At 35.0% G+C, this 17,712-nt stretch carries 13 protein-coding genes and 1 tRNA gene; 9 read left to right on the forward strand and 5 right to left on the reverse strand.

The features are described 5' to 3' along the window. Positions 1-115 precede the first annotated feature (115 nt). The 6 genes from ACP7AV_RS15605 (at position 116) to ACP7AV_RS15630 (ending at position 6,707) form a co-directional block, all read left to right on the forward strand. Positions 116-568, forward strand: coding sequence for an Lrp/AsnC family transcriptional regulator (locus ACP7AV_RS15605; protein ID WP_426065303.1), 453 nt, complete (start codon positions 116-118; stop codon positions 566-568). Between the two features lie 40 nt (positions 569-608). After that, positions 609-1,472 (forward strand): cyanophycinase, encoded by an 864-nt coding sequence (locus tag ACP7AV_RS15610; RefSeq protein ID WP_426092736.1) that lies wholly within the window; start codon positions 609-611, stop codon positions 1,470-1,472. A gap of 1 nt (position 1,473) precedes the next feature. After that, on the forward strand, positions 1,474-3,675 hold the full coding sequence (locus ACP7AV_RS15615; RefSeq protein ID WP_426092737.1) for a penicillin acylase family protein: 2,202 nt from the start codon (positions 1,474-1,476) through the stop codon (positions 3,673-3,675). A gap of 111 nt (positions 3,676-3,786) precedes the next feature. Continuing rightward, entirely contained in the window at positions 3,787-4,557 is a 771-nt protein-coding gene (locus ACP7AV_RS15620; RefSeq protein ID WP_426092738.1) for a dienelactone hydrolase family protein, read from the forward strand. Between the two features lie 101 nt (positions 4,558-4,658). After that, the gene (locus ACP7AV_RS15625) at positions 4,659-5,672 is read left to right on the forward strand and encodes a DUF3667 domain-containing protein (RefSeq protein ID WP_426092739.1); all 1,014 of its coding nucleotides are present in this window, start codon (positions 4,659-4,661) and stop codon (positions 5,670-5,672) included. A 3-nt stretch (positions 5,673-5,675) separates the two neighbouring features. Then, positions 5,676-6,707, forward strand: coding sequence for a M28 family metallopeptidase (locus ACP7AV_RS15630; RefSeq protein ID WP_426092740.1), 1,032 nt, complete (start codon positions 5,676-5,678; stop codon positions 6,705-6,707). Between the two features lie 191 nt (positions 6,708-6,898). Here the strand turns inward: ACP7AV_RS15630 and ACP7AV_RS15635 are convergent, their stop codons facing one another. The 5 genes from ACP7AV_RS15635 to ACP7AV_RS15655 form a co-directional block, all read right to left on the reverse strand. Next, complete coding sequence (locus ACP7AV_RS15635) at positions 6,899-8,089, reverse strand: PAS domain-containing sensor histidine kinase (protein ID WP_426065295.1); 1,191 nt, start codon at positions 8,087-8,089, stop codon at positions 6,899-6,901. Between the two features lie 310 nt (positions 8,090-8,399). Continuing rightward, positions 8,400-8,475 (reverse strand) — tRNA-His (locus ACP7AV_RS15640). A gap of 74 nt (positions 8,476-8,549) precedes the next feature. Then, positions 8,550-9,266 carry a bacillithiol biosynthesis deacetylase BshB1 gene (gene bshB1 / locus ACP7AV_RS15645; protein ID WP_426092741.1) on the reverse strand — a complete coding sequence of 239 codons (717 nt, stop codon included), beginning with the start codon at positions 9,264-9,266 and terminating at the stop codon, positions 8,550-8,552. A 97-nt stretch (positions 9,267-9,363) separates the two neighbouring features. Beyond that, positions 9,364-10,434, reverse strand: a complete 1,071-nt coding sequence (locus ACP7AV_RS15650; protein ID WP_426092742.1) for an isochorismate synthase — start codon at positions 10,432-10,434, stop codon at positions 9,364-9,366. Positions 10,435-10,560: 126 nt separating this feature from the next. Next, positions 10,561-10,998 carry a PaaI family thioesterase gene (locus ACP7AV_RS15655; protein WP_426065291.1) on the reverse strand — a complete coding sequence of 146 codons (438 nt, stop codon included), beginning with the start codon at positions 10,996-10,998 and terminating at the stop codon, positions 10,561-10,563. A gap of 115 nt (positions 10,999-11,113) precedes the next feature. Here ACP7AV_RS15655 and ACP7AV_RS15660 point away from each other — a divergent pair, with 115 nt between their 5' ends. From ACP7AV_RS15660 to ACP7AV_RS15670, 3 genes are all read left to right on the forward strand, one after another. Beyond that, positions 11,114-12,640: a hypothetical protein gene (locus tag ACP7AV_RS15660; protein ID WP_426092743.1), complete on the forward strand. Its 1,527-nt coding sequence runs from the start codon at positions 11,114-11,116 to the stop codon at positions 12,638-12,640. 236 nt (positions 12,641-12,876) lie between these two features. Next, on the forward strand, positions 12,877-14,712 hold the full coding sequence (locus ACP7AV_RS15665) for an endonuclease (RefSeq protein ID WP_426092744.1): 1,836 nt from the start codon (positions 12,877-12,879) through the stop codon (positions 14,710-14,712). A 1,231-nt stretch (positions 14,713-15,943) separates the two neighbouring features. Beyond that, positions 15,944-17,545, forward strand: coding sequence for an FAD-dependent oxidoreductase (locus tag ACP7AV_RS15670; RefSeq protein ID WP_426092745.1), 1,602 nt, complete (start codon positions 15,944-15,946; stop codon positions 17,543-17,545). The last annotated feature ends 167 nt before the right edge of the window (positions 17,546-17,712 follow it).

A 17,712-nucleotide genomic window follows, 5' to 3' on the forward strand; every position in this document is an offset into this window, starting at 1 on the left:
TAGATTAAAATAAGTCATTTAAGAATTCTAGAACCAATTTAAAGACATATTCCGAATTAAATAAAAATAAGTACTTTTATACAAACACAAGAGCATTATTTATAATTAAACCAACATGGACATAGTAGACGAATTTGATATCAATATTATTAAAGAATTAGAAAAAGATGGAAGAATGGCATATTCAGCCATTGCAGCCAATCTAAAAATATCAAATACCATGGTGCATCAACGCATCCACAGATTGATGGAACAAGGAATACTTACAGGGATAAAACCAGTAATCAATGAAAAAAAAGTGGGGTATGATTGGGGATCTTTTACGGGAATTACGTTAAATAAAGATCAGGACTCTGATAGAATTATTGAAGAACTGAAAAAAATTCCGGAAATAACAGAATGTTACTATATTACCGGATCTTTTACCCTTTACATAAAAATCATAGCCAAAGATCACGAACACATGCGAAAAGTCCTGTACGAAAAAATAGACAATATTCCCGGTATTGCCAAAACCGATTCCATAATTGAATTGGGCTGCGCTTTTAAAAGAAACGTTTCTCTCTAATTATTATTCAAATGCCGACTTAATCTCCAAAAAATAATTCATGAAGGAACCGACTCACTCCCTACTCTATTTTAAATTTGTTATTGGCACGCTTTTATTTCTATCTTTTGGAACTTTGCAAGCTCAAAAATTGAAGGGAAAATTATTCATCATTGGAGGAGGACAACGTTCTGATGCAATGATGACACAATTAGTAAACCTATCTGAATTGCAAAAAAACGATTATATTGTCGTGTTACCAATGTCGAGCGAGGAACCGGACAGTGCTTACATTTATTTCAAAAAACAATTCGAAAAACTGACCACGAATCCAATTATTATGCTGAATTTCGACAAAACAACAGCTACAAATAAAGTATTGAACGATTCGTTGCAAAATGCCAAACTAATTTTCATCAGCGGAGGCGATCAATCTCGCTTCATGAACGTAGTGAAAAACACTCCTATATATATAGCAATTCACCGCGCGTACGAAAATGGAAGTACAATTGCCGGAACAAGTGCAGGAGCAGCAGTTATGTGTGAACACATGATTACAGGAAATCAAAAATTAGAATCCAAATATAGCGAAACTTTTAACAATATTCGATATGACAATTTGGAAACAACTACAGGCTTGGGACTTGTCAAAAACGTAATTATCGATCAGCATTTTCTAAAAAGAAGCCGATATAATCGCTTACTGTCTGCTTTAGTTGAATTTCCAACTCATATCGGAATTGGCGTTGACGAAAGTACCGCCTTGATTGTTCGTAATAAAGAAATCGAAATTGTTGGCTCAAGCGAAGTTATTGTCGTTAAAAAACCAAAAGGAATCGCCAAATCTAAAAAAGAAAATTTAGTAAGTATCAAAAGCCTTGAAATGGCTGTTTACACTGAAGGTCAAAAATTTAAAATTCAATAAAATGAAATATTACAAGAATGATTTGCCATTAACAATTTTAGTTATTTGTTTTAGTTTTTCCATGTTTGCACAAAAGATATCAAATCAAGAAATAGAAAGACTAAAAAAACTATCGCAAAAAGTAACAATTATCAGAGACAACTGGGGAATTGCGCATGTATATGGCAAAACCGATGCAGATGCAGTTTTTGGAATGCTGTACGCGCAATGTGAAGATGATTTCAAACGGGTAGAAATGAATTATATCGAAAAACTGGGACGCCTTTCAGAAATCAAAGGACAGTCGGTTTTATATAATGATTTGGAAATAAAACTTTTGATTGACACCGAAGAAGCCAAAGCCGATTATAAAAAAGCAGCTCCTTGGTTGAAAAAATTATTAAACAGTTACGCGGACGGAATCAACTTTTACCTACACAATCACCCCGAAGTAAAACCCGCTTTATTGACTCATTTTGAACCTTGGTTTCCGTTACTTTGGACCGATGGAAGTATTGGAGCCATCAGCACCGCTGATCTTTCTACCGGTGAATTGAAAGCTTTTTATTCTGGAAACACCGATAAAGTGTCGTACATAGAACGTGAAAAAGATGTGCAAACAGGTTCTAACGGATTTGCGATTGCTCCATCAAAAACGGCGTCTGGAAATGCAATTTTATACATTAATCCGCATACCACTTTTTATTTTAGACCAGAAATACAAATGAGTAGCGAAGAGGGATTGAACGCCTACGGAGCAGTGACTTGGGGGCAATTTTTCATTTACCAAGGATTTAACGAAAATTGCGGTTGGATGCATACCTCGTCAAATGTGGATGTTGCGGATATGTATGCTGAGAAAATAGTGACTAATAACAACAAACTATTTTACGAATACGACAACAAATTAGTTCCAGTTATCGAAAAAAAAATAATTATCAAGTATCTGGAAAACGGGAAACTCATTCCCAAAACATTCAATACCTATTATACCAATCACGGTCCAATCATGGCCAAAAGAGGCGGAAAATGGATAAGCTTAAAATCGAATAATCGTTCGATGAAAGGACTCGAACAAAGTTGGGTGAGAACTAAATCGCAAAGTTTTGAAGATTACAAAAAGGCAATGGATTTGAAAGCCAATACCTCAAACAACACCGTTTATGCCGATAAAGAAGGAAATATTGCATACTGGCATGGGAATTTTGTCCCAATTCGGGACAAAAAACTTAATTGGTCAAAAGTGATGGACGGCACAACACCAGCAACACAATGGAAAGGCTTACACGAAGTTTCAGAAACGGTTCATTCCTACAATCCCATAAACGGCTGGCTGCAAAACTGCAACTCTACACCATATACCGTGGCGGGTGATAACAGTCCAAAAGAAGAAAACTACTTACCGTACATGGCCCCGGACGGAGAAAGTTTTAGAGGACTAAATGCTGTTCGATTATTGAGTAAAGGCAATCAGTATACGTTAGACAAAGTAATTACTGATGGTTACGACACGAAACTGACGGCTTTCGAATTTTTAATTCCATCGTTGATTTCCAGTTTTGAGAAAAATATCACTGCCGCAGATCCGCTTTACGCAGCACTATTAGAACCGATAACCCTTTTGAAAAATTGGGATTATTACAGCAGGGAAAATTCTGTCGCAACAACCTTAGCTGTGGAATGGGCTTATAAATTAGATCCAATTATTCAAAAAGTATATACTAATGAAGGAGAATTGGACCAAGTAGAGAACACCCGTAATTTTGCGAAAAATGCTTTTCCAAATCAATTGATTCCACAACTGCAAATGGTGGTAAACGAATTAAAAATTAAATTTGGAACTTGGCAAATTCCTTGGGGAGAAATCAACCGTTTCCAGAGAACTTCCGGTGAAATAACAATGGTTTATGACGATGCTTTGGAAAGTTTACCTATCGGATACGGACCGGCGCTTTGGGGAAGTTTACCCGCTTTTAAAAGCAACTATCAAAAAAATACTAAAAAACGCTACGGAACTAACGGCAACAGTTTTGTGTGCGCAGTCGAATTTGGATCTAAAATAAAAGCTAAGTCTTTACTGGCAGGCGGAAACAGCGGTGATTTAAAATCAAAACATTTTTACGATCAGGCTGAAATGTACCAAAAAGGACAATTTAAAAACATATTATTCTATAAAGAAGACGTGCAAAAAAATGCCGAAAAGACCTACCATCCGGGAGAATAATTGCTATACTCTTGATAATAAGAATTAAAAATACTGTCATAAGATAAAAAAATCAAAGTCTTAATTTTAGGACAAATTAATTGAGACATTTGTAAAAATAAAAAATACAATATGAAAAATATTTTCTTTACCTTTTTAGGGTTATTATTATTTTCCAGTAGTGCATTTGCACAATTAAAAGCCGTAAAATACACGGATGGAAATCAAAAATTAAATGGACTTTCAATTGGTCCCAAAAAAGGAAGCAAAACCAAACCCGGAATTTTAATCATTCCCGCTTGGAAAGGAATCGATACGCATTCCAAACAATCAGCAGAAAAACTGTCAAAAATGGGCTACTATGCGTTTGTGGCAGATATCTATGGTGAAGGAAACTACCCTACTAACACACAAGAGGCTGCCAAACAAGCTGGTTTTTACAAAAGTAATATAACGAATTATCAACTACGCATACAATTGGCTTTGGATCAGTTAGTGAAATCGGGTGCTAACCCAGACAATATTGTAGTGATTGGATACTGTTTTGGGGGAACAGGAGCACTTGAAGCAGCGAGAGCAGGAATGAAAATTCAAGGTGCAGTTTCTTTTCACGGAGGTTTAGGTCGTGATACTTCCCGAATAAACAATCCAATAACTGCAGAGATTTTAGTATTACACGGCGCAGATGACACGTATGTTCCAGCTGCAGAAGTAGCCGCATTTCAAAAAGAAATGAGAGATAGTAAAGCAGATTGGGAAATGATTTATTACGCGAATTCAGTACATGCCTTTACTGAAATAGAAGCTGGAAACGATAATTCAAAAGGTGCCGCTTATAACGAAAAAGCTGCTAAACGTTCGTGGGAGCGTATGAATTCTTTCCTAAAAGAAGTTTTAAAATAATGCAGAAAATATAAGCTTTTAAAAACAGTATAAGTTCGGTTTTTTTGTTAGATTTATAAATTAAAATGTAACAAAAAATCTGGAATTTATACTGTTTGTTTATGTCTAAAAGTAAAATCCGAAACGACAAAACCTGCCTTAACTGCAGATACGTAGTAGAAAATAAATTCTGTCCAAATTGTGGACAAGAAAACACTGATACCCGAAAGACGTTTTACCATCTCTTTATTCACTTTTTTGAGGATTTAACACATTATGAAAACGCTTTTTGGCGCACCATAAAAAATCTTTTATTCAAACCTGCCGCACTAACTAAAGAATACCTTTCGGGAAAACGATTGTCTTATTTGGCTCCAGTTCGATTGTATATCTTTATAAGCTTTATCACTTTTTTATTGATTACCATTTTCCCAAGTGAGATCAATTCCCCCGATAATACGGCCGAAAAGGAATCTAGCATTACCACTAAAAATAAATCATTTCAAGATACGTTATCTAAAAATGATTCCATTAAAAAGAACCAAACGGATTCAGAAGAAGAAGATCACTTATTTAATTTTGGATACGCCTCCGTGGAACAACTGGACTCTATCCAAAAAAATGCTCCGGAATCAGAAAAGCTATCTGATTTCAGTTATTGGATAATTAAAAAATTCCAATTAGTTAAAGAGAAAAACACACAAAGCGAAATTATTGAAAAATTCGTTCGCACCTTCACCCATAATTTACCCAAAGTTCTGTTTGTATTCATGCCAATATTTGCTTTTTTTCTTTGGCTTTTCCATAATAAAAAACGCTGGTATTACTTTGATCACGGTATTTTTACCTTACATTACTTTTCCTTTTTACTACTAATTTTTTTGTTACTGTTCCTCATTAACAAAGGACTGACACCAATTTCAGAATCGAGTTTCATTTCTCTAATTCAGTTTCTGGTTAATTTTATTGGTATCGGATGGATGATATATTATTTCTATCCCGCGCATCATCGTTTTTATGGTGAAACCCGCTTAATATCTTTCTTAAAAAGCAGTTTGTTATTTTTTATTAACTTCGTGCTGATTATTATCATATTATCAATCTTTGTTATTTACACCTTTATTAATTTACATTAAAAAATGAAAAAAATCCCTTTATTAGCTTTCATGGTCGCATTAACCATAAGCTGTACTACTCAAAAAATAAGTATTACTCAAAAAGTAAGTACCACTCATGTCGATCCAACAAATTACATGAATACAATTACCGCTGAAGAACTAAAAACACACCTGTACATCGTAGCTTCAGACGAAATGGAAGGCCGCGAAACTGGTTCAGCAGGTCAGAAAAAAGCGGGCGTTTACCTTGTCAATCAATATAAAAAAAACGATATCAGCTTCCCTACCGGAGCTTCTGACTTCTACCAAAAAATTCCGGCTGCTTTTCTGAACGCTAAGCGCAATGAAAATTTACCGGATTCAGAAAACGTTTGGGCTTACATTGAAGGTTCTGAAAAACCAAATGAAGTCGTGGTAGTTTCAGCCCATTACGATCACGTGGGTACAAAAAACGGAGAAATTTATAACGGTGCCGATGATGATGGTTCTGGGACTGTTGCATTGTTAGAAATTGCGCAAGCCTTCCAAATGGCTAAAAAAGCAGGACATGGTCCAAAACGTTCTATCCTTTTTCTTCATGTTACCGGCGAGGAACACGGGTTACATGGTTCCCGTTACTATTCTGAAAATCCGTTGTTTCCGTTAGCAAACACCATTACTGACATCAATATTGATATGATAGGCCGTCGTGATGAAGCCCACGCCGACAGCAATAATTATGTTTATGTAATTGGCGCAAACCGATTATCAACTGATTTACACAACATTTGCACCATCGCAAACACTAAATACACGCAACTTAATTTAGATTATAAATACAACGATCCTAAAGATCCAAACCATTTTTATGAGCGTTCGGACCACTACAACTTTGCTAAAAATGGTGTTCCATCTGTATTCCTTTTCAACGGAGTTCATGCTGATTACCACAAACCAACGGACAGCGCGGACAAAATTGAGTACGATGCGTTAACTAAAAGAGCTCAATTTGCGTTTGTAACCGCCTGGGAATTGGCAAACCGTGCCGAAAGACCTATTGTGGACAAAAAATAGATTGAATATTTGGGCACATCTGCGCTTTCACTAACGTTACAGCGTGGTCGGGCTATACGTTACAATCTTTATTGTCTCGTTAAAAAACGAGACAATAAAGGATTTCCACTGCTATCCCTTGTGCATAACCCATAAAAAAAGAGCTTTGAAGTGATTCAAAGCTCTTTTTTTATAAACTAATAAAACTAAACTTACGCGTCAAATTCTATTTTATCCGCGCTGTCAATTTTATACAAAGATTCCTCAATAGGCAATGTAAAATAAAATGAAGTCCCGTTTCCTTCAACGCTTTCAACCCATATTTTACCGTCATTTCGCTCTAAAAATCCCTTGACCAATAAAAGTCCAATTCCGGCACCTTTGTTATCTTTCCTTGCTTTAGATAGCGTACTCATTTGGGGAGTAAAAAGTTTCTCTTGCACCTCTTTAGACATTCCCGTTCCGGAATCTTTTATTTGAATTATGGCAATTTCAGCCTCAATTTTCGCCAAAATGATAATTTCCCCGTCAGGTAACGAATGCTTAATAGCATTAGAAACAATATTTTGAAAAACAGAAAAAAGCATTTTCCCATCTGCAAAAACAGTGGTATTAGCTTCAATTTCATTAATAAGATGTATATTGTTTAAAGATGCCGATTCCTTCAAAGATTTAAAAACTTTTTGAACATAATCAAAGAGATTAATTTTTGACGGAGAAAATACTTCCGAGGCATATTTTATTCTGGCCCATTCCACTAGATTGTCTAGCATGTTTAATTCATCTACCGCGGTTTTGTGAAGCAAATTAAGCATTTCTTTTGCCTTGGTGGTTTCTAATCGGTCCAGGTTTGTTTTCAAATATTCTGCCGTTCCAATAATTCCAGACAACGGACTTCTTAAATCATGGGAAACAATTGCAAGAACGTTCTCTTTGTGCGAGTTAAGATCTTCCAGTTCTTTTATATATTTTTTTATGGCATCCTCAGATTTCTTTCTCTCAGTCAAATCCCGCAGGATTTTTACGTAACCTAACATCTCACCATCGATTCCAATAAGCGGAAAAACCAAACCATTAGCATAAAATTCACTTCTGTCCTTACATATATGCCACCTGTTATCAGTAGCTCTTCCCTCTATTAATGCCGCTTTAATTTCTGTTTGCGGAATACCATTTTTTATATCTTCATCAGTAAAAATAATATCAAAATGCTGTCCTATAACTTGGTCTGGCTCATAACCAAATATTTTGGTTGAACCGGAACTCCAGCTATTAATTATAAAGTCATTGTCAAGAGTAAAAATCGAGTAATCATGTAAACTATCTATTATTTGGCTATAAAATTCGGCAGTCGGAACGTAATTGGTTTTAAGAATTTTAGTATTGATTTTCTCGTTTTTCATTAAATTATGTAAATAATATTTAAAATTTTGAAAGTATATATTCGTTTGATTTAACTACGTAATGTGCCCAAAGATACACAAAAGAAAACACGTTTTATGTAAAACAACTATTATGACCCGAAACAAGAATGTCTGCCCGGAAAACTACAACGGCACCGGGGTTACTGGTGAAATCGTAAGTAGTATATTTAAGTGCAATGCCGTCTTCAATCCCTTTTACAATATTCACGCCAATAAAATAATTGCTATACTTTCACGAAACTTTATCCCACAAAAAAAGCCCCGAATTTCTTCGAAGCTTTTGCTTTCTGGGTGGAAGACGGGGCTCGAACCCGCGACCCTCGGTACCACAAACCGATGCTCTAACCAACTGAGCTACAACCACCATTTGCTTAGCGGTGGCAAATATACGACATAAGTTTACTTCTGCAAATATTTTTTTTGTAAAATTACATGAAATTTACATTAAATCTCCTAAGCTATTGACTGCCAAATATCTTTCTACAGTAAATCCTTCCGCATGATCTACTCCGGTGAGCCTTCCTAAATCTCTGGATCGGTAATTCAGGCTTTCCAGGAAGTTTTTACTCGAAATTGGTGACTCCGGTTCATTAGAATTTGCATCATAAAACTGTGAACCGTAAGCCAAAATCGACTCAATTTTTTTATCGGTGAAACCAGTAATATCAACCACGAAATCTGGTTCTATGTTTTTCCATTGTATGTAATGATACACTAATTTTGGTCGCCAGGCCTTTTGCTGCTCTCCTTCCAATGAAGTTTCAATCTTTATTAATCCAGACAAGAAGCAGGCATTCGAAACTAATTTGCTTCCCTTTGCATGATCGATATGACGATCATCTATCGCATTGCACAAAACAATTTCCGGTTGATACTTGCGAATCATTTTTATAATTTCCAATTGGTGTTTTTCGTCATTGACAAAAAAACCATCGCGCATTTCTAAATTTTCACGCGCTGAAACACCAAGGATTTTTGCAGCAGCATTTGCTTCCTGATCTCTTATTTCAGCTGAACCGCGAGTTCCTAATTCTCCACGGGTCAAATCAATAATTCCAACCGTTTTTCCTAAAGAGATTTCTTTCAAAATGGTTCCTGCACAACCCAATTCAACATCATCAGGATGCGCACCAAAAGCAAGTATATCTAATTTCATCTAAAATTTATTTAATGTTTTTTTACTTAGTGGTTAAAGGCGCACATAAACGGCAACCTTTAACTCTTTATTTTGTCGCTTCTGCAACAAAGATTAATTAATCCAAATTCAATATTTTTTTCATTGTGACAGATTTATTGACACTTTCTTTCCACTCTTTTTCAGGAATACTGTCCTTTGTAATACCACAGCCCATATACAAATGTGCTTGATTGTCTTTAATCTGCATGCATCGCAAATTGACAAACAAATCGGATTTTAATTCTTTATTATTATATCCTTGCTTGTTTAATTCCCCTAAAAAACCGGTGTAATATTCTCTATCGTAGCCTTCATTTTCAATAATAAAATCTTTGGCAGACTCTTTTGGCAATCCGCATACGGCAGGCGTTGGATGCAAAACGGAAACGACTTGTTTCAAACTTGAATTCTCATTTATCACCCCTTCAATATCTGTTTTAATGTGCGCTAAAGTTCCCGCTTGTGCTGTGTATGGGCTTGAAACGGAAACTTCTGAAGTTAAAGCTTTAAGATTATTTAAAATAAAATCGCTTACAAACTGTTGTTCCTCCACTTCCTTTTTCTCCCAAACTACTTCTTTCGCACCTTGAATTTTTTGGGTTCCAGCCAATGACATTGTTTCGAAATTATTATTATTGGACTTCAATAATCGCTCTGGCGTAGCGCCCATCCATAATCCTATTTTAGGATGAAACCAACAATAGCAAAAAGCAGTTGGATAGCTTTGAATTAATTTTTCGAAAATTAAAACTAAATCAAAATTTAACAAATCAACTGTTTCTTTCCTTGATACAACCACCTTTTTTAGAGTTCCTTCTGCGATTGCATCAATCCCTTTTTGAACAAGGTTTTCAAAATTTTCTTTAGCTTGACTATCTTCTGAATCTGTAAAATTTGAGTCTTGATTTTCTTCCAAAAAAGTAATCAATTCTTCCCATTTTACAGATTGATTTTTAGGCATTAGTATTCTTTGACTGCCTTCAAAAGGAGCAAAAACAAAACCTGTTTCTTCAAAATTTTCAGCAAAATATAAATGGTCATTGTTCTGAAAAAAACCTACTAGTTTAATATCATTTGGTTTTCTGTACAATACAAAAGGTAAATTCTGAGCTTTTTGTTGCTTTACTTTTATAAAAAAATCAATCATCTTTAATTTATTAAAATATAAATTTCATTAAAACTTTAAGTGTTATTATTTGCTTGATTTTTTAGAAAATTACAGTAGTCAAATTTTCCCAAAACTGTTTTTTGGGTTTAGCTTCATTTGCTTTCATTACTTATCTCCGTTTTTTCTTTTTGGCAAGACCATGTTTGTCAACTTACAAAGTGAGATTAAATTATTGTTTTCATCAGTAATTCGTATTTCCCAAAGATGAATGCTTCGTCCCTTGTGAACAATCGTAGCGGTTGCCGTTACAATTCCGTCCCGTTTTGCTTTCAAATGATTGGCTGAAATTTCGATGCCGCGAATTTCACTTAGCTCGGAATTAACATATAGCATTGAGGCGGCACTGCCTACACTCTCTGCTAAAGCCACTGAAGCCCCGCCATGCAACAATCCCATTGGTTGATGCACGGACGAATTCACGGGCATTGTGGCAACTAAAAAATCTTCTCCTGCATCAGTATATTCAATATTCAATGTTTGCATTAAGGTATTTTTAGAAACGTGATTGCAATATTGAAGTATTTTTTCTTTGTCGAATGTCATGTTATTGGCTTTTAAAATGTAAAATTAAATAAAAGATAAGTTACAAAATAGTAATTACAATTGTTATTCTAATTCCGAAATAGATTTTTCCTATTTTTACAAAAAATCTAACGAAATGCGTCCTATCCCATTACTACTTTTTATTGGAATAATGCTTTCAATTTTTTCCTGTCGTTCCGATTTTGAGACTGTAACAAGTACTGGCGATTTGAAATTTTCGAAAGACACTATTTATTTAGATACCGTTTTCTCTAATATTGGTTCCAGCACGTACCGACTTAAAGTGTACAACAATAGCAAGAATGACATCACTATTCCAAGTATAAAATTAGGAAAAGGATTAAACTCAAAATACAGAATTACCGTTGATGGATTGCAAGGGACAAATGGCAAAATTTTCAATAATGTGGATCTTTTAGCCAAAGACAGTTTATATATTTTCATTGAAACTACCGCTAATATCGCCGATGCTAACCCAAACGATTTTTTATACACCGATAAAATTCAGTTTGACAGTGGCGAAAATCTTCAAAATGTAGAATTGGTCACGCTGATTCAAGATGCTGTTTTCTTGTATCCAAAACGTTTTGCCGATGGAACGACTGAAACACTCCCACTAGATACCGAAAAAATTGAGGGATTTTACCTTGATGAAAATGATCCTGTAAATGGAAATGAATTGCAGTTTACCAATGATAAACCGTATGTGATTTATGGTTATGCAGCGGTTCCTTCTAACAAAACAGCTACTTTTGAAGCTGGAACCCGAGTTCATTTCCATGCAAATTCCGGACTCATTGTAGCCAATAATGCTTCCATAAATATTAATGGAACTCTGTCAACAACGGATAAACTAGAAAACGAAGTTATATTTGAAGGCGACCGTTTAGAACCGGATTTTTCGGATGTGCCAGGACAATGGGGAACCATTTGGCTTACTGATGGCAGTACCAATAATACTTTTAATCATCTCACCATTAAAAATGCTACCATTGGTTTATTGATTCAAAACAATGACGGCACAACAGTTTCTGTCAAAAATACCCAAATTTACAACAGCAGCAACTACGGAATTTTGGCGCAGACCGCAAAAATAAATGGAGAAAATATAGTCATCAATAATGCAGGATTAGCCAGTTTAGCCTGCACTTACGGAGGAAATTATTCATTTATACATTCTACCTTTAATAATAACTGGAACAGCTCGCAACAAGTGGCGGTTTTAGTGAGCAATTATATTTTGGGAGCAATTCCAGAAGTGAAAAATTTAACCGCAGCCACATTTAACAATTGCATTATTTATGGTTCTTATTCAAACGAAATGAGTTTAAACAAGAAAACCGGAGCCGCTTTTGAATACCAATTCAACAATTGCCTGATTAAATTTGATAATGTTGCCAACCAATTCACGACAAATCCCGATTATCAATTCAATACGGATACGGCGCATTACAATGCGATACTTTTGAACAAGGATCCCAAATTCTTCAATATTTCAAGAAACAAATTTAATATTGACGAAACTTCTGCCGCTTTCGCAAAAGGGAATTCGGCGTATTTAATTTCTTTGGATATTATAGGAAAAACGAGAACTTTCCCGCCGGATTTAGGTGCGTACCAAAACAAAGCTTTTCCAAAATAAATCACTTTGAATGCCGATATGTCACGTCAGTAAACAGTTTATTGCAAAACTAAAAATTGAATTACGACCGCACAAAATGGTACTAATTATGTTAAAAAATTCACAAGTATCTTGATAATTCCTTAACATAAACCACTTAAAAAGTTATAAATTTGCATGTCTTCACTATTTTAAAATTTGAAAATCAAGTTTTACAATCGGAAACTAACCCCAATAACCTAAAACAGTTTTAATTTATGAAAAAAATCTACTCAGTCTTATTATTCCTCATCGTTACAGTTAGTATAGCCCAGATACCAAGTGGCTATTACACGACCGCTACCGGAACTAGTTACACCTTAAAAACACAATTGTACAACATCATCAAAGGCCATACAGACAATGGGTATTCAGGATTATACACTATTTATCAAACCTCAGACAGAGATTATTACTATGAAAATGATGCTACGATATTAGACATGTATTCTGAAAATCCATCAGGAACAGATCCTTACAATTATTCCGCCGGCACCACTCAAAGATGCGGCACCTACAGCGTAGAAGGCGATTGCTATAATAGAGAACACATTATTCCGCAGTCTATTTTTGGTTCAGCGGCTCCGATGGTTTCAGATGCCCATTTTATCACACCAACAGACGGTAAAGTAAACGGTCAACGTTCTAATTACCCACACGGACCAGTGACTTCTCCAACGTGGACCTCCAGAAACGGCAGTAAACTTGGATCCAGCACAACTGCTGGTTATTCCGGACCTATTTTCGAACCTATCAATGAATTTAAAGGTGATATTGCCCGAATGTACTTTTATTTTGCCACACGATATGAGAATACTGTTGCTGGTTATTCTTACGCGATGTTCAATGGCACTAGCAATCAAGTTTTTACCACTTCATTTTTAAACTTATTGATCACTTGGCACAATCAAGATCCGGTTAGCACAAGAGAAATTGCCCGCAATAACGCTATATATAGTTCCCAAAACAATAGAAATCCATATATTGACCATCCGGAATATGTACAATCCATTTGGAACCCAACCGCTGATGCACAAGTTCCTACAACTCCAGCAAATTTAGTAGCTAGCGGAACAACATCAAATTCAGTTACATTAAGCTGGACAGCTTCCACTGATAATACAGGAGTGAGTGGCTATAATATATACATGAACAGTGCTTTAAAAACAACTGCAACCAGTACAACAACAACTATCACTGGACTAACCGCTTCTACTGCCTTCTCTTTCTTTGTAAAAGCTAAAGATGCCGCAGGAAATATCTCTGGCGCAAGTAACACGGTAAATGTGACAACTGCTGCAGCAAGCAGTGCAACTGCAACCGATTTATTATTTTCAGAATATATTGAAGGTTCCTCAAACAACAAAGCGTTGGAAATTTCGAATGCAACTGGCGCAGCGATCAACTTATCGATTTATACCGTCAAAAAACAAACAAACGGTGCCGGTGCCTGGAGTACAGGGTTAAGTCTAACAGGAACTTTGAATAACGGAAGTAAATTCACTATTGTAAATAATTTAATGGCGTCCAGTTGTTATGCTACCTCATCTGCAAACCTTTCTACAGCGGCAACTGAAATGACTTTTAATGGAAATGATGCTTTAGGTTTATTCAAAAACGGAATTTTAATTGATATCATTGGAACTTTTAACGGTGGAACGGCAAACTTTGCTGCGGATCAAACCATCCGAAGAAAATCTACCGTTACAGCACCAACGACTACTTTCAACAAAACGACCCAATGGGATTCTTACACTTCTGATACCTGTAACAATTTAGGAAGCCGCATGGCCGAAAACGCGCCAAAAACCAGTATTGCTTTGGATATAAATGATATCGCCCTCTATCCAAATCCATCCAATGGAAATTTTTCTATAAACAATTCGAATAAAATATACTCCATCGAAGTTTATTCGATAACCGGTCAGAAGATTTTCGAAGAAAAAAACAGCACTAAAGCAGAAATTACACTGCCCAATAGTGCGAAAGGAACGTACTTAGTTCGGGTTACTGTGGATTCAAATTCAGTCATTAAGAAATTAATAATCAACTAATTCAAAAAGCGGCAAATTGCCGCTTTTTTTTGTTCTATTTATAAAAAAATTTGTTTTTATTTTAAAAAAAAGATGCCTTGACTCTGTATTTCAAAATCGCTTTTAGGTTTCTTTTCTTTTATCATAATCTAAAATAAGACTATGAATACAGTATTTAAAATGTTTTAAAGTGTTCATTTACTTACTTATTGTAATATATTGATCTAAAACTTTTTGAGTATTCTTCATTCTGTTAATGTGTAATTCACATCTGTTTTAATTGTAAATTGACCTGTCAATTCGGTAAGTAAACCCGTCTAAATATACTTTTTATAAGCCCAAGAAAAAGTACTTCTCAACCAAGATTTTTACTTGATGAATTATAGTATTTAATTCTTTTGAAGATTTTATTTGTCACTTATTATCTGTTTCAAAATAAACCCTTTTTTTAACGGATTATTTCCAGTCTATTTGTCTCTTTTTATTGTCGCGGATTTAGAAATATATTTATCAAATATTTTATGTAATTCTTTGCATGAATAATCTTCAAGTAGGTTAAAATATGTTTTTTTGATTTCGCCAGTATGATTTGTTTCAACGGCAATTATCAACAACTTTTTTTTGAATCATTACTTCTTTATTGCTTGCGCTCTTCTTTTCCACCCAAAACAAATTCATAGATAAAAACCTGATAAATCATTGGCTGTGGAACACTACTTACTTTACTAATTGTAACTTTTTTAATGAAATTAGTAGCCGAAGTGTTACTGATTTTTAATTGTTTTTTCGTTTGTTTCGTCGAGAAACCTTTTGTGGTTGCACTCCTCTCAAAAACAATTGTAAATGCTTTTCATAAACCAAATCGAAATCTGTGAAAAATAGTATTTCCAATTGGACTTTCAATATAATGGCACGCGTTACGTTCTCTGGCAAAATTCTTCAAAAGAACAGTAAATTTTGTGCGATTGCATTTTACACATGTAAACCTTTTTTCGACTTTATTTATGCCAAATATTCTAAACAATTAAAATTTGGTTTAAACTTTTTGGTGAATTTTAAAATACATTTTTCTACGCATTTTTCGATACTTTAAATATAAATCAAACGATAAGTAATTATCACGACCGCTCCAAATAATTTAAATTATAACAAAATTTTGAATATTATAATTTATTTATTAAATTATATAACACTCTAACTATCAGTTATTAATATCTTTGTTTAATGTAAAAATTTAACGAAATAAATACAAATGGAAACGTCTAATCATACATCCGAGTTCGAAGATGGAACTGTAACTTCTGGAACTAATCTTTCATATTGGTTTTCTTCCAATATAAAGACGCTAACTTTTGAGAAATTAAACCAAAATACTGATACAGATATTTTAGTGATAGGAGGCGGCATTGCAGGACTTACTACTGCATACTGTCTTGCAAAGTCGGGACGTAAAGTAATTTTAGTGGAAGACGGATATATAGGAAGCGGTGAAACTGGAAGAACTACCGCTCATCTTACTTGTGCGCTTGACGATCGGTATTATGAATTGGAAGAAAATTTCGATGTAAAATCTGCAAAATTAATAGCTAATAGTCATATGGCTGCAATCGAATGGATAGCCAATACTGTAGAGGATCATAATATTGATTGTCATTTTAAAAGAGTGGATGGTTATTTGTTTTTAAGTTCTTCTGACACAGTAGAAACTTTGGAAAAAGAATATGAAGCAACAAAACGTGCAGGACTAACTACAGAGATGTTAAATTATATCCCATCTGTAGTTTCGGAAAATAGCAATTTGTGTATTAAATTTTCTAATCAAGCACAATTCCACATACTGCTTTATCTTACCGGTTTGGCGGAAGCTTTGATAAGCTTAGGAGGAAAAATATATACACAAACAAAAGCAGAAAACATTACGGATCAGGGCGCTACTGCAAACGGTTTTACAGTAAAAGCAAATCACATTGTAGTTGCAACCAACACGCCAATTAACGACTGGATAACGATGCATACTAAACAATGGCCTTATCGGTCTTATGTTATAGGTATCAAAATTCTGAAAGGAAAACTCCCTTACGCATTATGGTGGGACACTGGCGATATGAGTTCAAAATGGATCGTAAAACCGTACCATTATGTCCGTTTAGAAGAATATGACGAACATTATGACTTGTTGATTGCCGGTGGTGAAGACCATCGCACGGGGCAGGCAGATGACGAAAATATTAACGAAGAAGACCGTTATGCGAAATTGGAAAAATGGACAAAAAAACATTTTCCTGTAACTGGAGTTGTTGAATTCAAATGGTCAGGTCAGGTGATGGAACCTCTTGATTCATTGGCATACATTGGCAAAAATACTGGGGAAGATAACATTTACATTATCACGGGCGATTCCGGTAACGGTATGACGCATGGAACACTTGGGGGAATAATTATTAACGATATAATTACCGGAAAAGAAAATCCTTGGATTGAAATATATAGCCCCTCTCGCATTAGCCTAAAAAAAACTGGTGATTACCTGCATGAGGTTGGAAACATGGTTGCGCAATTTGCTGACTGGATTGTTCCGGAAGATATAAAGGAAGTAACCGATTTAAAACCAGGAGAAGGAGGAATAATTTCAGTAGGGTTAAAAAAAATAACGGCCTATCGTGATGAACAAAATAATCTTCATACCTGTTCTGCAGTATGTCCTCATTTAGGTGCTATACTGCAATGGAATGCCGATGAAAAAACATTTGATTGTCCAATGCACGGCTCCCGTTTCACAAAATTAGGTAATGTGATAAATGGACCGGCATCATCAGATTTAAAAAAAATTACACATAATGAGCCTAAAATCTAAAAATTATAATTTACGATTCGTTAGAAAGACTCCATTGATAATACTGGAGTAAGTGGAGACTATGTGTACGTAAACAGTGCTTTAAAAACAACTGTAATCACTCCATCAACAACTATCAATTTACTAACTGGTTCTACCACCTTACCGTTGAGTGTAATTAAATTTGT

It is taken from the genome of Flavobacterium sp. DSR3-2 (assembly GCF_049896525.1).
Lineage (GTDB): Bacteria > Bacteroidota > Bacteroidia > Flavobacteriales > Flavobacteriaceae > Flavobacterium.

What these genes read in the sequence shown, in the direction of transcription:
- ACP7AV_RS15605 (WP_426065303.1), top strand. Translation starts at nt 116, where the DNA reads ATGGACATAGTAGACGAATTTGATATCAATATTATTAAAGAATTAGAA.
- ACP7AV_RS15610 (WP_426092736.1), top strand. Translation starts at nt 609, where the DNA reads ATGAAGGAACCGACTCACTCCCTACTCTATTTTAAATTTGTTATTGGC.
- ACP7AV_RS15615 (WP_426092737.1), top strand. Translation starts at nt 1,474, where the DNA reads ATGAAATATTACAAGAATGATTTGCCATTAACAATTTTAGTTATTTGT.
- ACP7AV_RS15620 (WP_426092738.1), top strand. Translation starts at nt 3,787, where the DNA reads ATGAAAAATATTTTCTTTACCTTTTTAGGGTTATTATTATTTTCCAGT.
- ACP7AV_RS15625 (WP_426092739.1), top strand. Translation starts at nt 4,659, where the DNA reads ATGTCTAAAAGTAAAATCCGAAACGACAAAACCTGCCTTAACTGCAGA.
- ACP7AV_RS15630 (WP_426092740.1), top strand. Translation starts at nt 5,676, where the DNA reads ATGAAAAAAATCCCTTTATTAGCTTTCATGGTCGCATTAACCATAAGC.
- ACP7AV_RS15635 (WP_426065295.1), bottom strand. Translation starts at nt 8,089, where the DNA reads ATGAAAAACGAGAAAATCAATACTAAAATTCTTAAAACCAATTACGTT.
- bshB1 (WP_426092741.1), bottom strand. Translation starts at nt 9,266, where the DNA reads ATGAAATTAGATATACTTGCTTTTGGTGCGCATCCTGATGATGTTGAA.
- ACP7AV_RS15650 (WP_426092742.1), bottom strand. Translation starts at nt 10,434, where the DNA reads ATGATTGATTTTTTTATAAAAGTAAAGCAACAAAAAGCTCAGAATTTA.
- ACP7AV_RS15655 (WP_426065291.1), bottom strand. Translation starts at nt 10,998, where the DNA reads ATGACATTCGACAAAGAAAAAATACTTCAATATTGCAATCACGTTTCT.
- ACP7AV_RS15660 (WP_426092743.1), top strand. Translation starts at nt 11,114, where the DNA reads ATGCGTCCTATCCCATTACTACTTTTTATTGGAATAATGCTTTCAATT.
- ACP7AV_RS15665 (WP_426092744.1), top strand. Translation starts at nt 12,877, where the DNA reads ATGAAAAAAATCTACTCAGTCTTATTATTCCTCATCGTTACAGTTAGT.
- ACP7AV_RS15670 (WP_426092745.1), top strand. Translation starts at nt 15,944, where the DNA reads ATGGAAACGTCTAATCATACATCCGAGTTCGAAGATGGAACTGTAACT.